This window comes from Streptomyces sp. NPDC107471 (genome assembly GCF_055582845.1).
This window is the reverse complement of sequence record NZ_JBVJPC010000003.1, coordinates 945,260-961,512: the sequence shown is the minus strand read 5'-3', so window position 1 is coordinate 961,512 and position 16,253 is coordinate 945,260. Positions and strand designations below refer to the sequence as shown.

General features: G+C 72.0%; 18 protein-coding genes. 9 read left to right on the top strand and 9 right to left on the bottom strand.

What is annotated here, in order from left to right:
* The coding region (locus ACZ66S_RS13925; protein WP_469901712.1) for a DUF4097 family beta strand repeat-containing protein at nt 1-231 on the top strand (231 nt) is incomplete at its 5' end.
* Nucleotides 232-244: 13 nt separating this feature from the next.
* Complete coding sequence (locus ACZ66S_RS13920; RefSeq protein ID WP_469901711.1) at nt 245-754, top strand: GtrA family protein; 510 nt, start codon at nt 245-247, stop codon at nt 752-754.
* A gap of 34 nt (nt 755-788) precedes the next feature.
* Here ACZ66S_RS13920 and ACZ66S_RS13915 read toward each other — a convergent pair whose 3' ends face one another.
* The gene (locus ACZ66S_RS13915) at nt 789-1,214 is read right to left on the bottom strand and encodes a VOC family protein (RefSeq protein WP_469901710.1); all 426 of its coding nucleotides are present in this window, start codon (nt 1,212-1,214) and stop codon (nt 789-791) included.
* A gap of 337 nt (nt 1,215-1,551) precedes the next feature.
* Between ACZ66S_RS13915 and ACZ66S_RS13910 the strand changes: the two genes are divergently transcribed.
* The gene (locus ACZ66S_RS13910) at nt 1,552-2,070 is read left to right on the top strand and encodes a GIY-YIG nuclease family protein (protein WP_469901709.1); all 519 of its coding nucleotides are present in this window, start codon (nt 1,552-1,554) and stop codon (nt 2,068-2,070) included.
* 38 nt (nt 2,071-2,108) lie between these two features.
* Nucleotides 2,109-2,246, top strand: coding sequence for a hypothetical protein (locus tag ACZ66S_RS13905; protein ID WP_469901708.1), 138 nt, complete (start codon nt 2,109-2,111; stop codon nt 2,244-2,246).
* A gap of 78 nt (nt 2,247-2,324) precedes the next feature.
* Here the strand turns inward: ACZ66S_RS13905 and ACZ66S_RS13900 are convergent, their stop codons facing one another.
* Entirely contained in the window at nt 2,325-2,759 is a 435-nt protein-coding gene (locus ACZ66S_RS13900) for a VOC family protein (protein WP_469901707.1), read from the bottom strand.
* Between the two features lie 122 nt (nt 2,760-2,881).
* Between ACZ66S_RS13900 and ACZ66S_RS13895 the strand changes: the two genes are divergently transcribed.
* Together ACZ66S_RS13895 and ACZ66S_RS13890 are read left to right on the top strand one after the other, a co-directional pair.
* Nucleotides 2,882-4,279, top strand: coding sequence for an erythromycin esterase family protein (locus ACZ66S_RS13895; protein ID WP_469901706.1), 1,398 nt, complete (start codon nt 2,882-2,884; stop codon nt 4,277-4,279).
* Nucleotides 4,280-4,429: 150 nt separating this feature from the next.
* Nucleotides 4,430-5,218 (top strand): class I SAM-dependent methyltransferase, encoded by a 789-nt coding sequence (locus ACZ66S_RS13890; RefSeq protein ID WP_469901705.1) that lies wholly within the window; start codon nt 4,430-4,432, stop codon nt 5,216-5,218.
* A gap of 12 nt (nt 5,219-5,230) precedes the next feature.
* On the opposite strand, the gene ACZ66S_RS13885 is transcribed toward ACZ66S_RS13890, so the two are convergent.
* The 3 genes from ACZ66S_RS13885 to ACZ66S_RS13875 all read right to left on the bottom strand — a co-directional run bounded on the left by ACZ66S_RS13885 (nt 5,231) and on the right by ACZ66S_RS13875 (nt 7,945).
* Nucleotides 5,231-5,728 carry an ATP-binding protein gene (locus tag ACZ66S_RS13885; RefSeq protein WP_469901704.1) on the bottom strand — a complete coding sequence of 166 codons (498 nt, stop codon included), beginning with the start codon at nt 5,726-5,728 and terminating at the stop codon, nt 5,231-5,233.
* Nucleotides 5,729-5,854: 126 nt separating this feature from the next.
* Nucleotides 5,855-6,556, bottom strand: a complete 702-nt coding sequence (locus tag ACZ66S_RS13880; protein WP_469901754.1) for a GAF and ANTAR domain-containing protein — start codon at nt 6,554-6,556, stop codon at nt 5,855-5,857.
* 378 nt (nt 6,557-6,934) lie between these two features.
* Nucleotides 6,935-7,945 carry a zinc-binding dehydrogenase gene (locus ACZ66S_RS13875; RefSeq protein ID WP_469901703.1) on the bottom strand — a complete coding sequence of 337 codons (1,011 nt, stop codon included), beginning with the start codon at nt 7,943-7,945 and terminating at the stop codon, nt 6,935-6,937.
* 255 nt (nt 7,946-8,200) lie between these two features.
* On the opposite strand from ACZ66S_RS13875, the gene ACZ66S_RS13870 reads away from it, so the two are divergent.
* Entirely contained in the window at nt 8,201-9,985 is a 1,785-nt protein-coding gene (locus tag ACZ66S_RS13870; protein ID WP_469901702.1) for a protein kinase domain-containing protein, read from the top strand.
* A 25-nt stretch (nt 9,986-10,010) separates the two neighbouring features.
* Here ACZ66S_RS13870 and ACZ66S_RS13865 read toward each other — a convergent pair whose 3' ends face one another.
* Nucleotides 10,011-11,525, bottom strand: a complete 1,515-nt coding sequence (locus ACZ66S_RS13865) for an FG-GAP repeat protein (RefSeq protein ID WP_469901701.1) — start codon at nt 11,523-11,525, stop codon at nt 10,011-10,013.
* 183 nt (nt 11,526-11,708) lie between these two features.
* Complete coding sequence (locus ACZ66S_RS13860) at nt 11,709-12,134, bottom strand: VOC family protein (protein ID WP_469901700.1); 426 nt, start codon at nt 12,132-12,134, stop codon at nt 11,709-11,711.
* 136 nt (nt 12,135-12,270) lie between these two features.
* Here ACZ66S_RS13860 and ACZ66S_RS13855 point away from each other — a divergent pair, with 136 nt between their 5' ends.
* On the top strand, nt 12,271-12,699 hold the full coding sequence (locus ACZ66S_RS13855; protein WP_469901699.1) for a hypothetical protein: 429 nt from the start codon (nt 12,271-12,273) through the stop codon (nt 12,697-12,699).
* A gap of 3 nt (nt 12,700-12,702) precedes the next feature.
* On the opposite strand, the gene ACZ66S_RS13850 is transcribed toward ACZ66S_RS13855, so the two are convergent.
* The gene (locus ACZ66S_RS13850; RefSeq protein WP_469901698.1) at nt 12,703-13,653 is read right to left on the bottom strand and encodes an expansin EXLX1 family cellulose-binding protein; all 951 of its coding nucleotides are present in this window, start codon (nt 13,651-13,653) and stop codon (nt 12,703-12,705) included.
* 270 nt (nt 13,654-13,923) lie between these two features.
* Between ACZ66S_RS13850 and ACZ66S_RS13845 the strand changes: the two genes are divergently transcribed.
* Nucleotides 13,924-15,150, top strand: coding sequence for an acyl-CoA dehydrogenase family protein (locus tag ACZ66S_RS13845; protein WP_469901753.1), 1,227 nt, complete (start codon nt 13,924-13,926; stop codon nt 15,148-15,150).
* An 89-nt stretch (nt 15,151-15,239) separates the two neighbouring features.
* Here the strand turns inward: ACZ66S_RS13845 and gap are convergent, their stop codons facing one another.
* Nucleotides 15,240-16,238, bottom strand: coding sequence for a type I glyceraldehyde-3-phosphate dehydrogenase (gap, locus tag ACZ66S_RS13840; RefSeq protein WP_469901697.1), 999 nt, complete (start codon nt 16,236-16,238; stop codon nt 15,240-15,242).
* Between the last annotated feature and the right edge of the window lie 15 nt (nt 16,239-16,253).

Below are 16,253 nucleotides of genomic sequence, written 5' to 3'. Positions count from 1 at the left end.
ATCACCACCCAGCGCGGCGACATCACCGTCCACGAAGCCGTCACCGGCACCCTCGAACTCACCACCCAGCAAGGCGACATCACCCTCGCCACCGCAGCCTCCGCCGCCCTCGACGCCGGCACCACCCACGGCCGCGTCCACAACACCCTCAAGAACACCGACGGCCCCCACCCCGCCCTCACCGTCCGCGCCATCACCACCCAGGGCGACATCACCGCCCGCAGCCTCTGAAAGGACCACCCTCATGACGTCGCCGCTCATCCAGAAGCCCGAGACGGCGACCCCGGCCGCGCCCAACCCCGTCGTCTCCTTCCTACGGTTCGTGATCCTCGGAGGCGGCGTCGGGGTCCTGTCCGGCCTGGCGGTTCCGCTGCTGGCCCTGACCCTGCCCTGGGCGGTCGCCAACGCGCTCGTCACCGTCGCGTCCACCCTGCTGTGCACCGAGCTGCACGCCCGTTTCACCTTCGGCACCGGGCGCCGCGCGGGGTGGCGGGAGCACTGGCAGTCCGCCGGCTCGGCGAGCGTCGCGTACCTCGCCACCACCGCGGCCGTCTGCGTCCTTCACCTGGTCGCGGCCTCGCCCACCCTGCTGACCGAGCAGCTCGTCTACCTCGGCGCCTCCGGCCTCGCGGGCCTGGGCCGCTTCGTCGTCCTGCGCCTCTACGTCTTCGCCGTCCGTCGCGGCCGCGAGCCGGCGGTACGCCCTCTGACGCAGTCGGAGGTTGGTGCCGTGACCGTGATGGCCGCGGCTTGAGACAGGTGCCGACGCTCGCCGGGCCGGCCAGGAGCTAGCCGATCCGTTCGGCCAGGGCGACGATGATGCCCGAGGGGCCGCGGAGGTTGCAGAGTCGGTAGCTGTTCTCGTACTGCGCCACTTCGCCGAGGAGTGCGGCGCCATGACGGCGCAGGCGGGTGATCGTGTCGTCGATGTCGTCGACGGCGAACATGACGCGGTGCAGGCCGAGTGTGTTGGCCGGCGGATTCGGCGGGCCGGCGGTGACCGCCGCGGGGGCGTGAAACTTGGTCAACTCCAGCTTGCCGTGGCCGTCCGGGGTGCGCATCATCGCGATGGCGCTGCGGACGCCGTCCAGACCGACCATCCGGTCCGCTGTGATCCCCCCGATCTGCGCTTCGCCCTCCAGCTCCATGCCGAGCTCGGTGAAGAAGGCGACGGCAGCCTCCAGGTCGTCGACGACGATGCCTACGTTGTCCATCCGCTGAATCGTCACAGGGTGCTCCTTCTTGATCGTGCGGTCCGTCGGTCACTGTCACCTCCGGGACGGAGCGGGCACCGCGTTCTCGACACGGCAGAAGGAGCATTCAGCCCCATGAGTGATCCCGCACCACTCCAGCAGTCCGCACGCCTGCCCCGCCGAGACCTGGCGAGCCGGCCCCCACGGCACTGTCACACCCTCGTGGGACCGTGAGGGGACGGACACACGGCGCGCGGTCGCCACCGGTTCCGGGGGGCATGGCAATGCCTGCCTGCCTGCCGGTGCGGTCCGGCAGCGGCGGACACCGCGCGCCCCGAGCTGCGAGAGAGGCCGCGTCATGACCGACATCGACACTCAGTTCCTGCGCAGCCTGTTCGACGAGGAAGGCAGCCTGCACACCGCCGGCCGCACCGCCCTGTACCGCCTCTACGGACTCGAAGGCCTGCTGTACGTCGGCATCTCCACCTGCCCGCTCACCCGTATCCGCACCCACCTGCAACAACAGCCCTGGGGTTCCCGTGTCATCGGCGTACGGATCGACTACCCCCACGACGCCCACGCTGCCGAACGCGAGGCCGTCCATTCCGAACGGCCCCTGCACAACATCGTCTTCAACGGCGAGGCCCCTCCCCCACCACCCGACCGGGCCGCCCGCCTCAGAGCCGAACTCGCCGCACAGCAACGCCGACTGTCAGAACTCCAGGCCGCCGTCCCCCAGTCCACCACCCACCTCCGCCTCATCCTCCGCGGCATCACCGCAGCACAGACGAAGATCGCGAAACTCACCAGAGACGCCCAGGAGGCCGAGTCGACCCAACAACCACCCGGCCAACAGCCCAGACAAACCAAGCGGTGAGCGGCCTCCCGGGCGGAACCCGGCATACAACGTTCGCTATGAGCTGGGTGACGAACGTGATGATCTCGGCCGACGCGGCCGACAGTGCGAGTGTGGAGCTGCTGAGTGAGTGGCTGCGCAACGACGTTCCACTGCGTGAGCAACCGGAGGCCCGTGGAGTGGGGCGGGCGCCCTGAACCATGCCGACCTCGACGCCCTCTGCACGCACCGCGTCACCCTCGACCCCCGCCCCACCAACTCCCCTACACAGACGCTCAGTCCAGACAGAACTCATTTCCCTCGACGTCCCGCATCACGATGCACGACTCGTTGTCCTCGTCCGCGGGCAGCAGTCGCTCGCGTGTCGCGCCGAGGGCTACCAGGCGCGCGCACTCGGCCTCCAGCGTCGCCAGACGCTCCGCACCTACGAGCCCGGTACCGGCGCGGACGTCGAGGTGCACGCGGTTCTTGACGACCTTGCCCTCGGGGACACGTTGGAAGAACAGGCGCGGACCGACGCCCGAGGGATCGACACACGCGGACCACGCACCCCGGTCCTCGGCCGGCAGGGTGCGGTCGTACTCCTCCCAGGTCGCGTACCCCTCGGGCGGGTCCGGTACGACGTACCCCAGCACCTCGCACCAGAAGCGAGCGACGCGTTGGGGTTCCGCGCAGTCGAAGGTGATCTGGATCTGCCTGATCATTGACATCGGCGCACCCTAGCAAGGGGCCGGTCCCAGCGACGGCGCCGGGCGAGGTAGTGCCTGCGGTACCCGCACGTGGGCAGCGTAGGGGTTGGTGACGCACCCCGGTCGCGCGAAAACCTACAACCATGAAACGACACAAGGCAGTAGTGATCTCCTCCGTCCTCCTCTCCGTCGGCGCGGCGGTCCTCGGCGCTCCGGCCGTCGCCGACTCGGCACACGGGTCGCCCGCCTCCGTCGCGGTGTCGAGGCCCTCGGCCGCCGCGCAGGACGAAAGGCGTGTGGTCGCCGCTCTCGAACGCGGCGCCCACCCGCTCAGGAGCACTGATCCCGGTGGCAGTCTGCGGGACTTGGGGGCGCTGGGGAGGATGATCGGCGGCGCCGAAGTGGTGGGCCTGGGCGAGGCCACCCACGGTTCGCGGGACTTCTTCCGTATGAAGCACCGGCTCTTCCGTTACCTGGTCGAGGAGAAGGGCTTCCGTACCTTCGCCCTGGAACTGCCCTGGAGCAGCGGGGTGCGGCTCAACGAGTACGTGCTGTACGGGAAGGGCGACCTGAAGGACATCGCGCGCGAGGAGTTCCAGGGGTCGTACCGGATCTGGAACAACCAGGACTACCTCGACCTCATCGAGTGGTTGCGGGCTTACAACCTGCGTCACCCGGGCGACCCCGTGCAGTTCGTGGGCGACGACATGGGCTACGCCGGTCCCGAGCTGTACGAGCGGGTTACCGACTACGTAGCCCGCAGGTACCCGCGGCTCCTGGACCGCGTCACCGACCTGTACCGCGGACTCGCGCCGACCACCGACGCCGGCACCTACAGCGCGGAGTACTTCGAGCTGCCGCTCGCCGAACGCCAGGAACGGGCGGCGCGGACCGGCGAGGTGTACGAACTCCTGCGGAAACAGCGCCCCGCCCCCGGTGCCGACCAGCGCGACCACGGGTGGATGGTCCAACATGCCCGGGCCATCCACCAGATGGCCAGGGGCATGGCCTTCGACTTCGACGACGAGGACCAGGTGGCGCAGATGATGAGGCTGCGCGACCAGGTCATGGCCGAGAACGTGGCCTGGTGGCACCGGCACACCGGCGACCGGACCCTGCTGTCGGCCCACAACACCCACGTGTCCTACGACTCGTTCGACGCCCGGTACCCCAAGACCCAAGGCGCCTTCCTGCGCGACGCGTTGGGCAGGGACTACGTCAGCATCGGCTTCAGCTTCTACCATGGCTCCTTCAAGGCGTTCGGTACGGCGGACAACGTGATGCGCACCTACCGCGTGGGCGCCGCGCAGCCCGGTTCCAACGAGCGCACCCTCGACAGGGCCCGCCAGGACGACTACGTACTCGACCTGCGCACGGCCCCCGAACCGGCGCGCACCTGGCTGCGCGAGGAGCGCGCCACCTGGAACATCGGCGCCGGGTGGCCGGACCCCGTGAAGTACACGACCGCCTTCGGCCGGGCGCACGACATCCTCATCCACCTGCACGACGTCGAGGCCACGACGTATCTGGGAACCCCCTGAGTCCCGACCCCAGCGGCCGACCGCCCTGCACTAGGGGCCCGCGGAGGCTGCCGCGACCTCGAAAGCGATGTCGACGTGATGAGCGGACGCGTGGTGGCTGGCAGAGTGGGCCCCGGATGCGCGGCTCGACACCGTGAGGAGCTGGTCCCTGTGTTCGACTACGACTCGGAGCTCGCCCGTCATCACGAGCGGCTGCTGGAGGCCCTCGACGTCCGCCCCGGTGACCGTGTCCTCGACATCGGCTGCGGCGCGGGGCTGACCACCCGGGACGCGGCCCGCGCGGCGTCGCCGGGTACCGCCCTCGGTATCGACGTCTCGGGCGCGATGCTGACGCGGGCCCGCCGGCAGGCCGCGGCGGAGGGGCTCCGCAACGCCGACTTCGTGCAGGGCGACGCCCAGGCCCACGCGTTCGAGCCGGAGCACTTCACCTTGGCCGTCAGCCGGTACGGCACGATGTTCTTCGCCGACCCGGCCGCCGCCTTCGCCAACATCGGGCGAGCCCTGCGTCCGGGCGCACGGTTCGTGCAACTCGTCTGGCAGGCCCCGGACCGTCAGGAGTGGTACAACGCCATGCGGGCGGCGCTCGCGCAGGGGCACCCGTCGTCGGGGTCCGGCTCCACGGCCGACGACCCCTTCACCCTGGCCGACCCGCACGTCACGGCCGGGATCCTGACCGGGGCCGGCTTCACCGCGGTCGAGGTCGCCGACGTGCGCGAGCCCGTCTGCTACGGCCCGGACGCCGAGCACGCGCTCGCCTCCGTCCTGCGGCTGCGCATGGCGGAGGAATGGATCGCCGCTCTCGATGCCGCGTCGGCCGAACGCGCCGTCGACCGCCTGCGGGCGACGCTCGAAGCACACGACACCGGTGACGGCGTGTGGTTCGACTCCCGTGCCTGGCTGGTCACCGCGCGCCGGGACGGCGGGACGCCCCAGCCGTGACCTGCCCCGGAATCAGGCCCGTGCCCGCCCGCTGACCTCGCCGGGATCGGAGTCCTCGCGCGCCACCAGGCGCAGGTGAGCGGTGATCTCCTTGCCTCTGCCACGGGGAGTCACGACGACCCGGTCACTGATCGAGTGCACCAGGTACAGACCGTGACCGCCGACGCGGCCGCGGTCGGGCGGCCTGACCACCGGCGCGTCCGGCGAGGTGTCGTACAGGCTGATCGACAGCTCTGTGCCGGTCAGCCGCAGTGTCAGGGCGCAGGGGCCGGGAGCGTGCCGCAGAACGTTCGTGACGAGCTCGCTGACGACGAGCTCGGCGTCCGTGACCCGGGACGCGGGGACGGCGGGGCGGTCGCCGCACGGAGCGTGGGCGAGGACGGCGCGCACATCCCGTCGCGCCTCCACGGCGTGCGGAGTGTCAGGACCCCACGCCGCCGCGTAGCGCAGCCTGGCATGATCGTCCCTGCCCGTCTCACCTGCCGCCTGCATCATCAGCGGGATGATCATGTGGAGCTCTTTCGTCGCGTTCACCACTCGTGATCGGTTGCCGCTCTTGCGGCTACCCGGGCACGGGGCGCCTACGCAGGCCGTGCGCGCTCGGGCTCACGCCCGCGTACGCCGGACGGTGAACGATCAGGCCTGACCGGGGCGGTCGCCGCGGACCCGCTGGGCGACGTCGCGCAGCTTGATGTTGTGCTGCTGCGAGATGCGGCGCAGCACACTGAAGGCGTCGTCCTCGCTCAGCCTGTGCCGCTCCATCAGGATGCCCATGGCCTCACCGATGGCGTGCCGGGTTTTCATGGCGTCCTCGAGCTGGTCGATGGTGCGGGCGTCGGCCAGGGCGACGGCCGCGTGCGAGGCCAGCATCCAGCCGGCGGTCTCGATGTCCTTGTCGAAGGCGCCGGGGCGGCGGGCGTACAGGTTCAGCGCGCCGAAGTCGTCGTCGTGGGTGTAGAGCAGCACCCCGGTCATGCTGCCGATACCGAGGTCACGGGCCGCCGCGGCGAACCGCGGCCAGGACGGTTGCGGCTCGGTGAGGTCCGCGATCCGGAAGACGCGTTCCCCCTTCTCGCCGTTGGCGCGGGCGGCGAGATCGAAGCACGGGCCCTCGGCCAGCTCACCCTGCAACCGGTCGGAGGCCTCCACCACGTCGCCGCACGACGACAACGTGACCGCCCGGCCCTTACGGACGGCCAGGATTCCGGCCGCGTCGCAGCCCTCGACCAGGCGGACCGCCGACTCGGCGATCTCGTCCAGGGTGCCCTGCACCGACTCCTGCGCCAGCAAGTTCCGCGCGAGCTGGGCCATCGCCTCGGCGAACTCCCGCCACTCCACCGCCACCACCCACCTCCACCGGTGCGGCCACCCTACCGCCGACCCCCTCCGGACCGCCGCGCCGGAACGCCCCCGGCCCGAGACCTGCGGTCCTGCGCAGCCGACGGGTCGGCAGGAGGCGCATCTGCTCGGGCTCCACGGCGGCGCAGGTACGGGGGCTCACGATCAACCCACACCCGCACCCGCGTCCGCCCGCGAGACGGTGACGCGGCCTCCCCGGCTCGTTGTCTGAACCGGAGAAGCCTGGCCGGTGCGGCCCCCATGGGTACGCCGCCACGCCGACCTGACCTTCAAGTCCCCAGCTCCACCCGTGCTACTCCTGTGCACCGAGTGCCGGCCGAGCTCGGACCTCCGCTGCGGCCCCGGGCGGACGACGGTTCACCGGTCCTCGTGCCGGACGCGGACGACCAGCTTGCCGGTGGCGCGGTCGTGCTCCATGTCGTCGTGCGCCTGCGCAACCTGGTCGAGACCGTCGTAGACCCGGTCGACGGGGAAGGTCAGCCGCCCGGCGGCGACCGCGTCCAGGATCTCCTGGAAGGCCGCCCGGGGCAGGTCGGACGCGTCGCCGAAGTAGCCCGCGAGACGTACCCCCCTCGGCAGGTACTCGTTCGGGGAGAAGTCCCGCACCGTCCACTGGTTGGAGAGGCTGCCGCCGAAGCAGCCCGTGCCGTGGACGCGCACCGCGCGCAGGGTGTCACGCAGGGTCGGGGTGCCGACGAGGTCGAGGGCGGCGTCGACGCCGTGCGGGTACAGCGCGCGCACGGCGGGTGCGATCTCGCCGGTGTCGAGCAGCGGGTGGTCGACACCGTGCCGCGCCAGCAGGGCGAGGCGGTCGGGTCGCCGGGTGGTGGACAGCACCGTGGCGCCGCGCCAGGTGGCCAGCGCGGCGGCCGCCAGGCCGACCGAGGAGGTGCCGCCGCGGATCAGCACGGACTGGCCGGGCCTGAGGTCCAGTCCGACGGTGAGCGAGCCGTAGGCGGTCTGCACCATCTCCGGCAGGGCGCCCAGCACCTCCCAGGGCAGGTCCGTGTCGACGGGGATCACCTGGGTCAGCGGCACCGACGTGTACTCGGCGTAGCCGCCGTCGTAGGTGCGCCCCATGTCCCCCATCATCGCGACGACCTTCTGCCCGGGCACGAGACCGCTGCCGGCCGGGGCCGCGGCGACGGTGCCGGCGGCCTCGATGCCCGGCACCCGGGGAAAGGTGACGCCCACGCTCACCCCGAGGCGGAGTTTCAGTTCCGAGCGGTTGAGGCCGAACGCCTCGACGCGGATGCGCACCCAGCCGTCCCGCTCGGGCGGCAGCGGGAGCGTGGTCGGCCGCAGGTTCTCCACGGGGCCGGGAGCGATGAGCTGGACGGCGCGCATCATACGGGGCGAGGACGTCATGAGCCTGCTTTCTGACCCGGGGGCTGGAGAGTCGGACGGCGGTGGACAACATGCACGCGCCACGGGTTCATTCCCGCATCACCGGTCGTCGGCATGGCAGACGTCGGCGACCGCTTCGAGGGGGACGGCGCTCGCCTGGTCGGCGCCCCGCGTGACGGAGGTGGGCGATTTCCTGAACACGTGCGCGAGCTGAGTTACCCTCGTCTTTCACTGGGGGTGAACTGGCGTGCATCGAACGTGACTTCGGGGGCCTTCTTGTCGGTACAGCGGTCGGCGTCGGCGGACGACGCGGCTGCCGCGCTGCGGCAGACCGGTGCCCTGCCCCTGCGGCTCGGCGACCCGAGGCGCGTCGGCCCCTACGCCCCGGTGGCGCTGCTCGGCAGCGGCGGCATGGGACGGGTCTACCTGGCGCGCCCCGCGGACGACAGTCCCGGGCTGGTCGCGGTGAAGGTGATCAGGCCGGAGTACTCGGAGGACCCCAGGTTCCGGCGCCGGTTCGAGCGCGAGGCAGCCGTCCACGCCCGCCTGCGGACACCGCACGCACCGCGCCTGTGCGGCACCGGCTTCGAGGACGAACTGCTGTGGATGGCCACGGAGTACCTCCCGGGCTTCGACCTCGCGGAGGCCGTGAAGGAGTACGGCGCCCTGGGGACGGCCGCGGTGTGGCGGCTGCTGGCGGAGCTGGGGCAGGCACTCGCGGGACTCGCCGACGAGGAGATCGTGCACCGCGACCTGAAGCCGTCCAACGTACTGCTGTCGGTCCGCGGTGCCCACGTGATCGACTTCGGGATCTCGAAGGCCGCCGACGCCAGCGCGATCACCGGCACCGGCAACCGGGTGGGGACCCCGGCCTACATGTCCCCGGAGCATCTGCGGGAGGGCCGCTCCGACACGGCGTCGGACGTCTTCTCGCTGGCCGGGACACTGGTCTACGCGACCACGGGACGTGCCCCGTTCGGCGACGGCACGGGCGTCGACGTGATGCACCGCGTGGCGTACGAGGACCCGAACCCCGAGGTCGTCGGTGAGCTCTCGGCGGCGGACGAGGAGCTCGGTGCCCTGCTGACCGCCTGCCTGGACAAGGACCCCGCACGGCGGCCCGGCCCACGGGAGCTGGTCGAGGCCGCCCGGGACCATGCCATGGCCTCCGCCTGGCCGGAGCCGCTGGGCGGCACGGTGCTGGCCCGGCAGCGGGCGTACGACACGCTGCACGATCTGCCGGTCGCGCGGATGGGCTGTCTACGGTCTCCCGGCGACCTGCCGCCGGCTGTGTCCGCGCGCCCGCCCCAGGTGGCACCCTTCCTCCGGCCCGTTCCCCCGCCGGAGCCCTCCGAGGCGGAGCTGTCCGAGCAGGCCGTGGGCGCCCCGCCCCAGTCCCCGCCCGACCCACCGGCGCCCCCCTCCCGCGGTCGGAGGAAGGGGTTACTCGTCGCCGTCGCGGCCGTCACGATCTGCGTCGTGGCCACGACGGCGTTGCTGCTGGTCCGGCAGGACCCCCCGGCCGCCGCCTCGCCGAAGGCCAGTGCCGGCCGGGTGGTGGGCACCGGCCCCCGGGACGCCGCCCCCGGTTCGCTCTCCCCGAGCACGGGCGGCCACAGCCGTCCGGATGTCGACGGCGCCGTGGCGGCAGACCGCGAGGCGGAGGCGGGGACCACCTCGGCGGAGCCCCACGCCTCCGGCTCCGCCGACGGCCGGGACGCCGAAGCCCGGCCCACCGGGAACGAGCCGTCCACCACGCCGTCCACCACCGCCCCCTCCGCCGACAGCCCCTCCACCGGGACCGACACCGCTCCCTGGCTCACGGACTGCACCTACTACAACGGCAACGGACGCACACGCCTCGGCGACAGCGGCAAACGCGTGCAGCAGGTCCAGTGCATGCTGACCGAGCGCGGCTACGGCGTGGGAGGCACCGGCGTGTACGGTGAGTTCGGGTCCGGCACGGAGAACGCGGTCCGCGCCTTCCAGGGCGATCGGGGCCTGGACGCCGACGGCGTCGTGGGGCACGACACCTGGGTGGCGCTCCGCAGCTCCGAGTGACCGCACCCGAACCGGCGCACCGCACTCACTCGTCGATGACCGCGCCGAAGTGGGCGCCGTGGGCGCTGCCGCCGAGAGCGGCGGCGCCGTAGGAACGGGAACCGTCGGCGAGCAGGCCGTCGCCGCTCGCGGGCAGCAGCCACACCGCGCCGTCACCGGCGTTCTCGTCGGGCGCCGCGGCCACCAGTTCGGCCCTGCCGTCGTCGTCGGTGTCCACGAGCCGCACCTGGGCGCCCCACCCGTCACCGGCCTCGGCGGCACCGGGGACGCCCGGGGAGTTCTGGTCGAAGTACTGGGACCCGGTGCCGGTCACGCCCTCCTGCGAGCCGCGCAGCAGCCACACCGCGCCCGCCCGCTGCTCGCCGTCCGCGTCCTCGCCGGGCGCGCCGACCGCCACGTCGGCGAAGCCGTCGCCGTCGACGTCGGCGACGGACAGGTCGTTGCCCCACGCGTCGCCCTGCTCGCCCGCTCCGGGCACGTCCGGGGAGTTCTGCGACCACCACTGCGGGGCGGTGCCGGGGCCCTCCGTGCCGGCGGGTCCCTCCTCGCCGCCGTAGTAGACGCCGACCAGCCCGCCGGGCGCGTCCGCGGCACCGGCCGTCTCGTCCACGCCGCTGAGCTGGCCGACGACGAGGTCGTCGTAGCCGTCGCCGTTGACGTCACCGGAGGCGGTGCCCAGGCCGCCGTGCAGGTCGTGCCGGTAGCTCAGGCCCTCGACCCCGCCCGCGTAGTAGGCGGACCAGCCCTTGGTGTAGTCGTCGTCGGGGCTGTAACCGGAGACGACGAGGTCGGCGAAGCCGTCCCGGTCGTAGTCACCGGTGGTCAGGTAGGCGGCCTGCAGGGTGTGGCCGGTGGAGTGCGGGGTGCCGACCTGGCGCAGGACGCCCGCGTGGTAGGTGAAGACGTGCAGGCCCACCTTCTGGTCCAGGACGACGAGTTGGTCGCCGTCGATGTCGCCGGTGAACCGGGCGGCGGCCACCGAGTGGCCGAACCGGGCGCCCTCGGCGGGGGTGGCGGCGGTGAAGGTGGCGGTGCGCCCGGTGTCCAGGCCGTGCGCGGAGCCGTAGACGACGGTCACCCGGCCCGCGTCCTCGACGGTGCCCTCGTCCTCGCCGGGCGTGCCGATGACCGCGTCGTCGTAGCCGTCGCCGTCGAGGTCGCCGGTCGCCACGGCCTGTCCGAAGTGGTCACCGGTCTCGGAGGTGCCGGGCACGCCCTTGGTCGACTGGCTGAGGAGCTGGACCTCGCCCTTGGGCACGGTGGTGTTGGTGCCGATGCCGTTGGGGGCGCCGTACTGCACGGTGACGTACCCGGCGCCCTCCTTGCCGTCGACGGTGCCCTCCGGAACGCCGACGAGGAGGTCGCTGTAGCCGTCGCCGTCGAAGTCGCTGTTGCGGTCGGCGGCGGAGGTGCCGCCGGGGACGCCCGCGAAGGCGGCCGGTGCCGCCAGGATGCCCGCTCCCGCCAGCAGCAGGAAGGAGGCCGCCGCTACGGCAGCGGAGCCCGCGGTACGCCGGGTGGTGCGCGTGGTGATGCTCATGTCTGGTCCCCCCGTGGGATGGTGATGGTGTGTCAGTCGGCTGGTCGGCCGACCGGTTCTGGTCGCAACGCAGGGTTCGACACGACGGGCCCGGAACAAGTTGTGGGGGCCCGGCGTGCTGTGACACGGCAGTGACATCCGTTGCCTGCCCACGACACCCGGTACAGGTCCGGGCCGTACGGCTCAGCGCACCGGCTCGCCGATGCCCAGCAGGTTGCCCTCGCTGTCCCGGAACCAGGCCGCGCGCTCTCCCCGGGAGTTCTTGCTCGGGTAGTTGCCCTCGACGTCGGCGATGCCGTCCTTCGTGCGCAGGCCGGGGACGTCGACCTCCTCGAAGACCACTCCGCGCGCGCGGAGTCGGGAGACGACCGTGTCGATGTCGTCGACCTCCCAGCCCATCTGGGTGAAGGTGCCGGGTGAGGTACCCGTCGACTGGAAGAGAGCGAAGTCGGTGCCCCCGCAGCGGTACAGCAGCCCGCCGGGGCGTTCGTCGACGGGCTCCAGGCCCAGCCGCTCGGCGTAGAAGCGCCGGGCCCGTTCCAGGTCCTGCGCGGGCAGCCGGGTCGCCACGCGCCCCCGGGCCAGGATGTTCCTGTCGTCTGCGGTCATGCCTCCACTGTGCGCCCTGCGCCGAGGACCGCACGTCGATGGCCGTCCTGACGTGGGTACTGGTCCACCGGGCCGGGATGCTGGACGCCGTCGCCGCGGCGTCGACGCCGTGGCGGCCCGGCAGGAGGCCCTCGGCGTGCTCGCCGAGCTCGACCTCACCGGGGAGCGCAAGAGCTGGAGCAACATCCACTCGTGGTGGACCACGCTGTTCGCCCTGTCGGGCCGTACGGCGGAACCGGTGCCGTCCGCCAGTGCGCCGGCCCCTCCTTCGGATCGGCCTTTCTCCAGTGGTCACCTGATGTCAAGCGGGCCTATGTCGAGGGTATGGATTCCCTCGACGCGCAGTTCGGTGAAGTTCGGGAGGCGGCGAAGGCGGATCCGTGGTCATCGCATTCTGCAGCCCCTGCGACCGGTATTCGACGAACAGGTCTCCCTTACCCGCCGCCTCGGCGAAAGAGAAGTAGTCGCCCGTGCCCTGACGGACCGTTCGATGTTTCTCCTCGCCGCCCATCAGTACGGCGAGGCCCACGACGACTTCGTGGAGGTCTGCGCGCTGTTGAACTGACGGTCAGTGCCGGGCGAACTGGACCCGGGTCGACTGCACGACGTCCGGTGCGACGCCGATGCCGTCGATCCGCAGCCGTTCGCCGTAGATGTCGGTGATCCTGATCGCGCCACCGCACCCGCTGCCCTGCTCGGAGAGGAAGTAGTTGTATTCGGTGCGGGGCAATTCGCGCCATCCCGCGGCGGATTCCACTTCCAGTCGTGCCAGCGGGTTGCGGTGGCCGATCGCCTGGATGCCGCACCAGTAGCGGCTCGACCCGGTCTTGTACCGGATCGAGACCGTGTCGGAGGTGCTCGGGCTCAGCAGGCTCCAGGTGATCGGGATCCGGCCCTGCACGGGGTCGGCGAGCTTCGCGAACGCCTGCGGGCTGAGGTCGAGTTGGCCGGGTGCGCAGGGCAGCGGGCACTCGTTGGTGATGCGGACCGTGACGGAGGCCCCGTTCCCGGCGCGGACGAGGAGGTACGCCCCGCACGCCTTGGACGTCTCGTAGTCGGCGTGGTTCATCGCGGCGGTCATGACGTCGGCGGTGGGGCCGTACAGACAGGCGCCGTCACCGTCGCCGACGTCGTAGAAGGTGGCCACGCCCTCGTAGGAGACACCCGGCTTGATCCGTCCGGCCAGGGAGGCGGCACCGGACACCTTCCGCGCCGGCCGGGTGACCGGTGTGGTGGACGGCCGGGGCGAGGCGGTGCTCGCGGTGGCCTTCGGGCTGCCGGTGCGGGCCGAAGCCGAAGGGGACGCCGTGCCGGTCCTCGGCTCCCCGGTCGTCGTGGCGGGCGTGCTCCGGCTGCCGGCGACGGGCGTGGCCGCGGCCGGGCCGGGGCCGGTGTCGCCGTCGGGACCGAAGGCGAGGATCAGCGCCGCCACGAGCGCGACGGCGGCGGCGACGGTGACCGGGACGAGGGCCGTGCGCCGCCTGCCCCGCGAGGAGGAACGATGTGAACGAGATGCCACAGGTGGGTCCTTGGGTGATCCGTGCGGGCCTCCGACGGAGGGCGCTTGCGCACGTCAGTCGCCGCCGGGCCCGGAAAGGTTGCCGGGAACCGGCACCGCGCCCCCAGGAGCTGGCACCGCAGCGTGGCGACGGTCGTACCGGTCGGGCCGGCACCGATCACCACGACGGTGGTGAATCCGGGCTGCTCAGCCAACTGACCTTCTTCTGCGGCCACTTGGGCACCTTCCGTCCCGGAGGGGACGTTGACACCCGTCGGGTTCGGCGTCACGGTGAGGGTTCTTCTGCGCATCGGGCCCGGAGGTCTTGCCTTGGCTGGTTCATCCGCACCGAACTCGGACGCCGAACTTCTCGACCGCGTAAGAAAACTGCAGCCTCTCATCCGTGCGCACGCCGTGCGCACCGAACAGCGGCGCCGGGTGGCCGGAGAGGTCGTCGCAGCCCTCACGGACGCCGGGGTCCACCGCATGAACGTGCCCCGCCGGTACGGCGGTCACCAGTCCTCGGTGCGCACGCAGGTCGACGTGCTGAGCGAGGTCTCGGCCGCGTGCGGGTCGACCGGGTTCACGGCACTCATCCAGGCCGGGTGCGCGTTCATCGCGGCGCTCTTCCCGGACGAGGCGCAGGACGAGATCTTCGCCGACCCCGGCGTACGGGTCAGCGGCACCCTCGTCCCGAAGGGCAAGGCCCGTCCGGTGGACGGCGGTTACGTGGTCGACGGCACCTCGCCGTTCGCCACCGGCTGCCAGGACTCCGACTGGCACCTGCTGACCGCGGTGGCCGACCCGGGGGACGGCCGCCCCCCGCGTCTGCTGTGGGCGGCCGTTCCGATGTCCGACCTCGACGTGCTCGACGACTGGCACGTGTCCGGACTGGCCGGGAGCGGCAGCAACAGCGTCGTGGCCCGTGACGTCCATGTCCCGGCCCACCGGGTCCTGGAGCTGGGGCCGTTGCTGGGCGGTTCCTTCCCGTCCCGGCTCAACGGCGCCGACCCCTTCTACGGCATGCCGGTCCTCCTGCTGTTCTGCCCCTGGACGGCGGCCGGCGCCCTCGGCCCCGCCCGGGCGGCGCTGGCGGAGTTCGGCGACCGCATCCACCAGCGGGGCATCACCTACACGTTCTACGAGCGTCAGCACGAGGCACCGGTGACGCACCTGCAGTTCGCCGAGGCGGCGAGGAAGGTCTCCTGCGCCGAACTGCTCACCGCCGACTACGTCTCGCTGATCGACGCCCGGGTCGCCGACGGCAACTCCTACACGACGGAGGAACGGGCTCGCATCCGTGCCCAGAGCGGTTATGTGGCGCGGCTGTGCAAGGAGGCGGTGGACCTGATCGGTTCCGCGTCCGGGGCGTCGTCCCTGCGGCTGGAGGAGCCGGTGCAGCGGGCAGTGCGGGACCTGAACGCCCTGAACCTGCACTCCTTCGTCAACCCCGCCGCCAACCTGGAGCTGTACGGCAGGGTGCTGTCCGGGCTGGACGCCGGTACGCCCTTCCTCTGAGGCCCGGAACGGCTCGGCCGTGCGGGCTCCCGTCGGCCTCGGCATGAGGTCGACGGGGCCGCGCACGGCCGTAGGGGTCCGCGGGCCGGTCAGCCGTTGGCCAGGAGCTCCAGGGTGTCGATCACGCGGTTCGAGAAGCCCCACTCGTTGTCGTACCAGGCGACGACCTTGACGTGGCGGCCCTCGACCCGGGTGAGCGCCGAGTCGAAGATCGACGAGGCGGGGTTGCCCGTGATGTCCGAGGAGACCAGCGGGTCCTCCGAGTACTCGAGGACACCGGCGAGGGGGCCCTCGGCAGCGGTGCTGTACGCGGCGAGCACGTCCTCGCGGGTCACGTCGCGGGCGACGGTCGTGTTGAGCTCGACGATCGAGCCGACCGGCACCGGGACGCGGATCGAGTCGCCGGACAGCTTCCCGTCCAGGTTGGGCAGCACGAGCCCGATCGCCTTGGCGGCGCCGGTCGTGGTGGGCACGATGTTGACGCCGGCGGCGCGGGCGCGGCGGGGGTCGCGGTGCGGGCCGTCCTGGAGGTTCTGCTCCTGGGTGTAGGCGTGCACCGTGGTCATGAAGCCGTGCTCGATGCCGGCGAGGTCGTCGAGGACCGCGGCCAGCGGGGCGAGCGCGTTGGTCGTGCACGACGCGTTGGAGACGATCGTGTGCAGGTCCGGGTCGTAGGCGTCGGTGTTGACCCCGTACGCGAGGGTGACGTCGGCGCCGTCGGAGGGTGCGCTGACCAGGACCTTCCGCGCGCCCGCGTCGAGGTGGGCGCGGGCCGCCTTGGCCGAGGTGAACCGGCCGGTGGCCTCCAGCACGATGTCGACGCCGAGCTCGGCCCAGGGAAGCTGCGCCGGTTCGCGCTCGGCGAGCACGGTGATGCGGCGGCCGTCGACGACCAGGGTGTTCCCGTCGACGCTCACCGGGCGGCCGAGACGGCCGGCCGTGCTGTCGTAGGCGAGCAGCCTCGCGAGGGTGGCGGGTTCGGTGAGGTCGTTGACGGCGACGATCTCCAGGGTGCTGTCGCGTTCGAGGAGCGCGCGCAGCACATTGCGTCCGATACGGCCGAATCCGTTGATGGCGATGCGAGTCATGAATGGTGTCCCTTC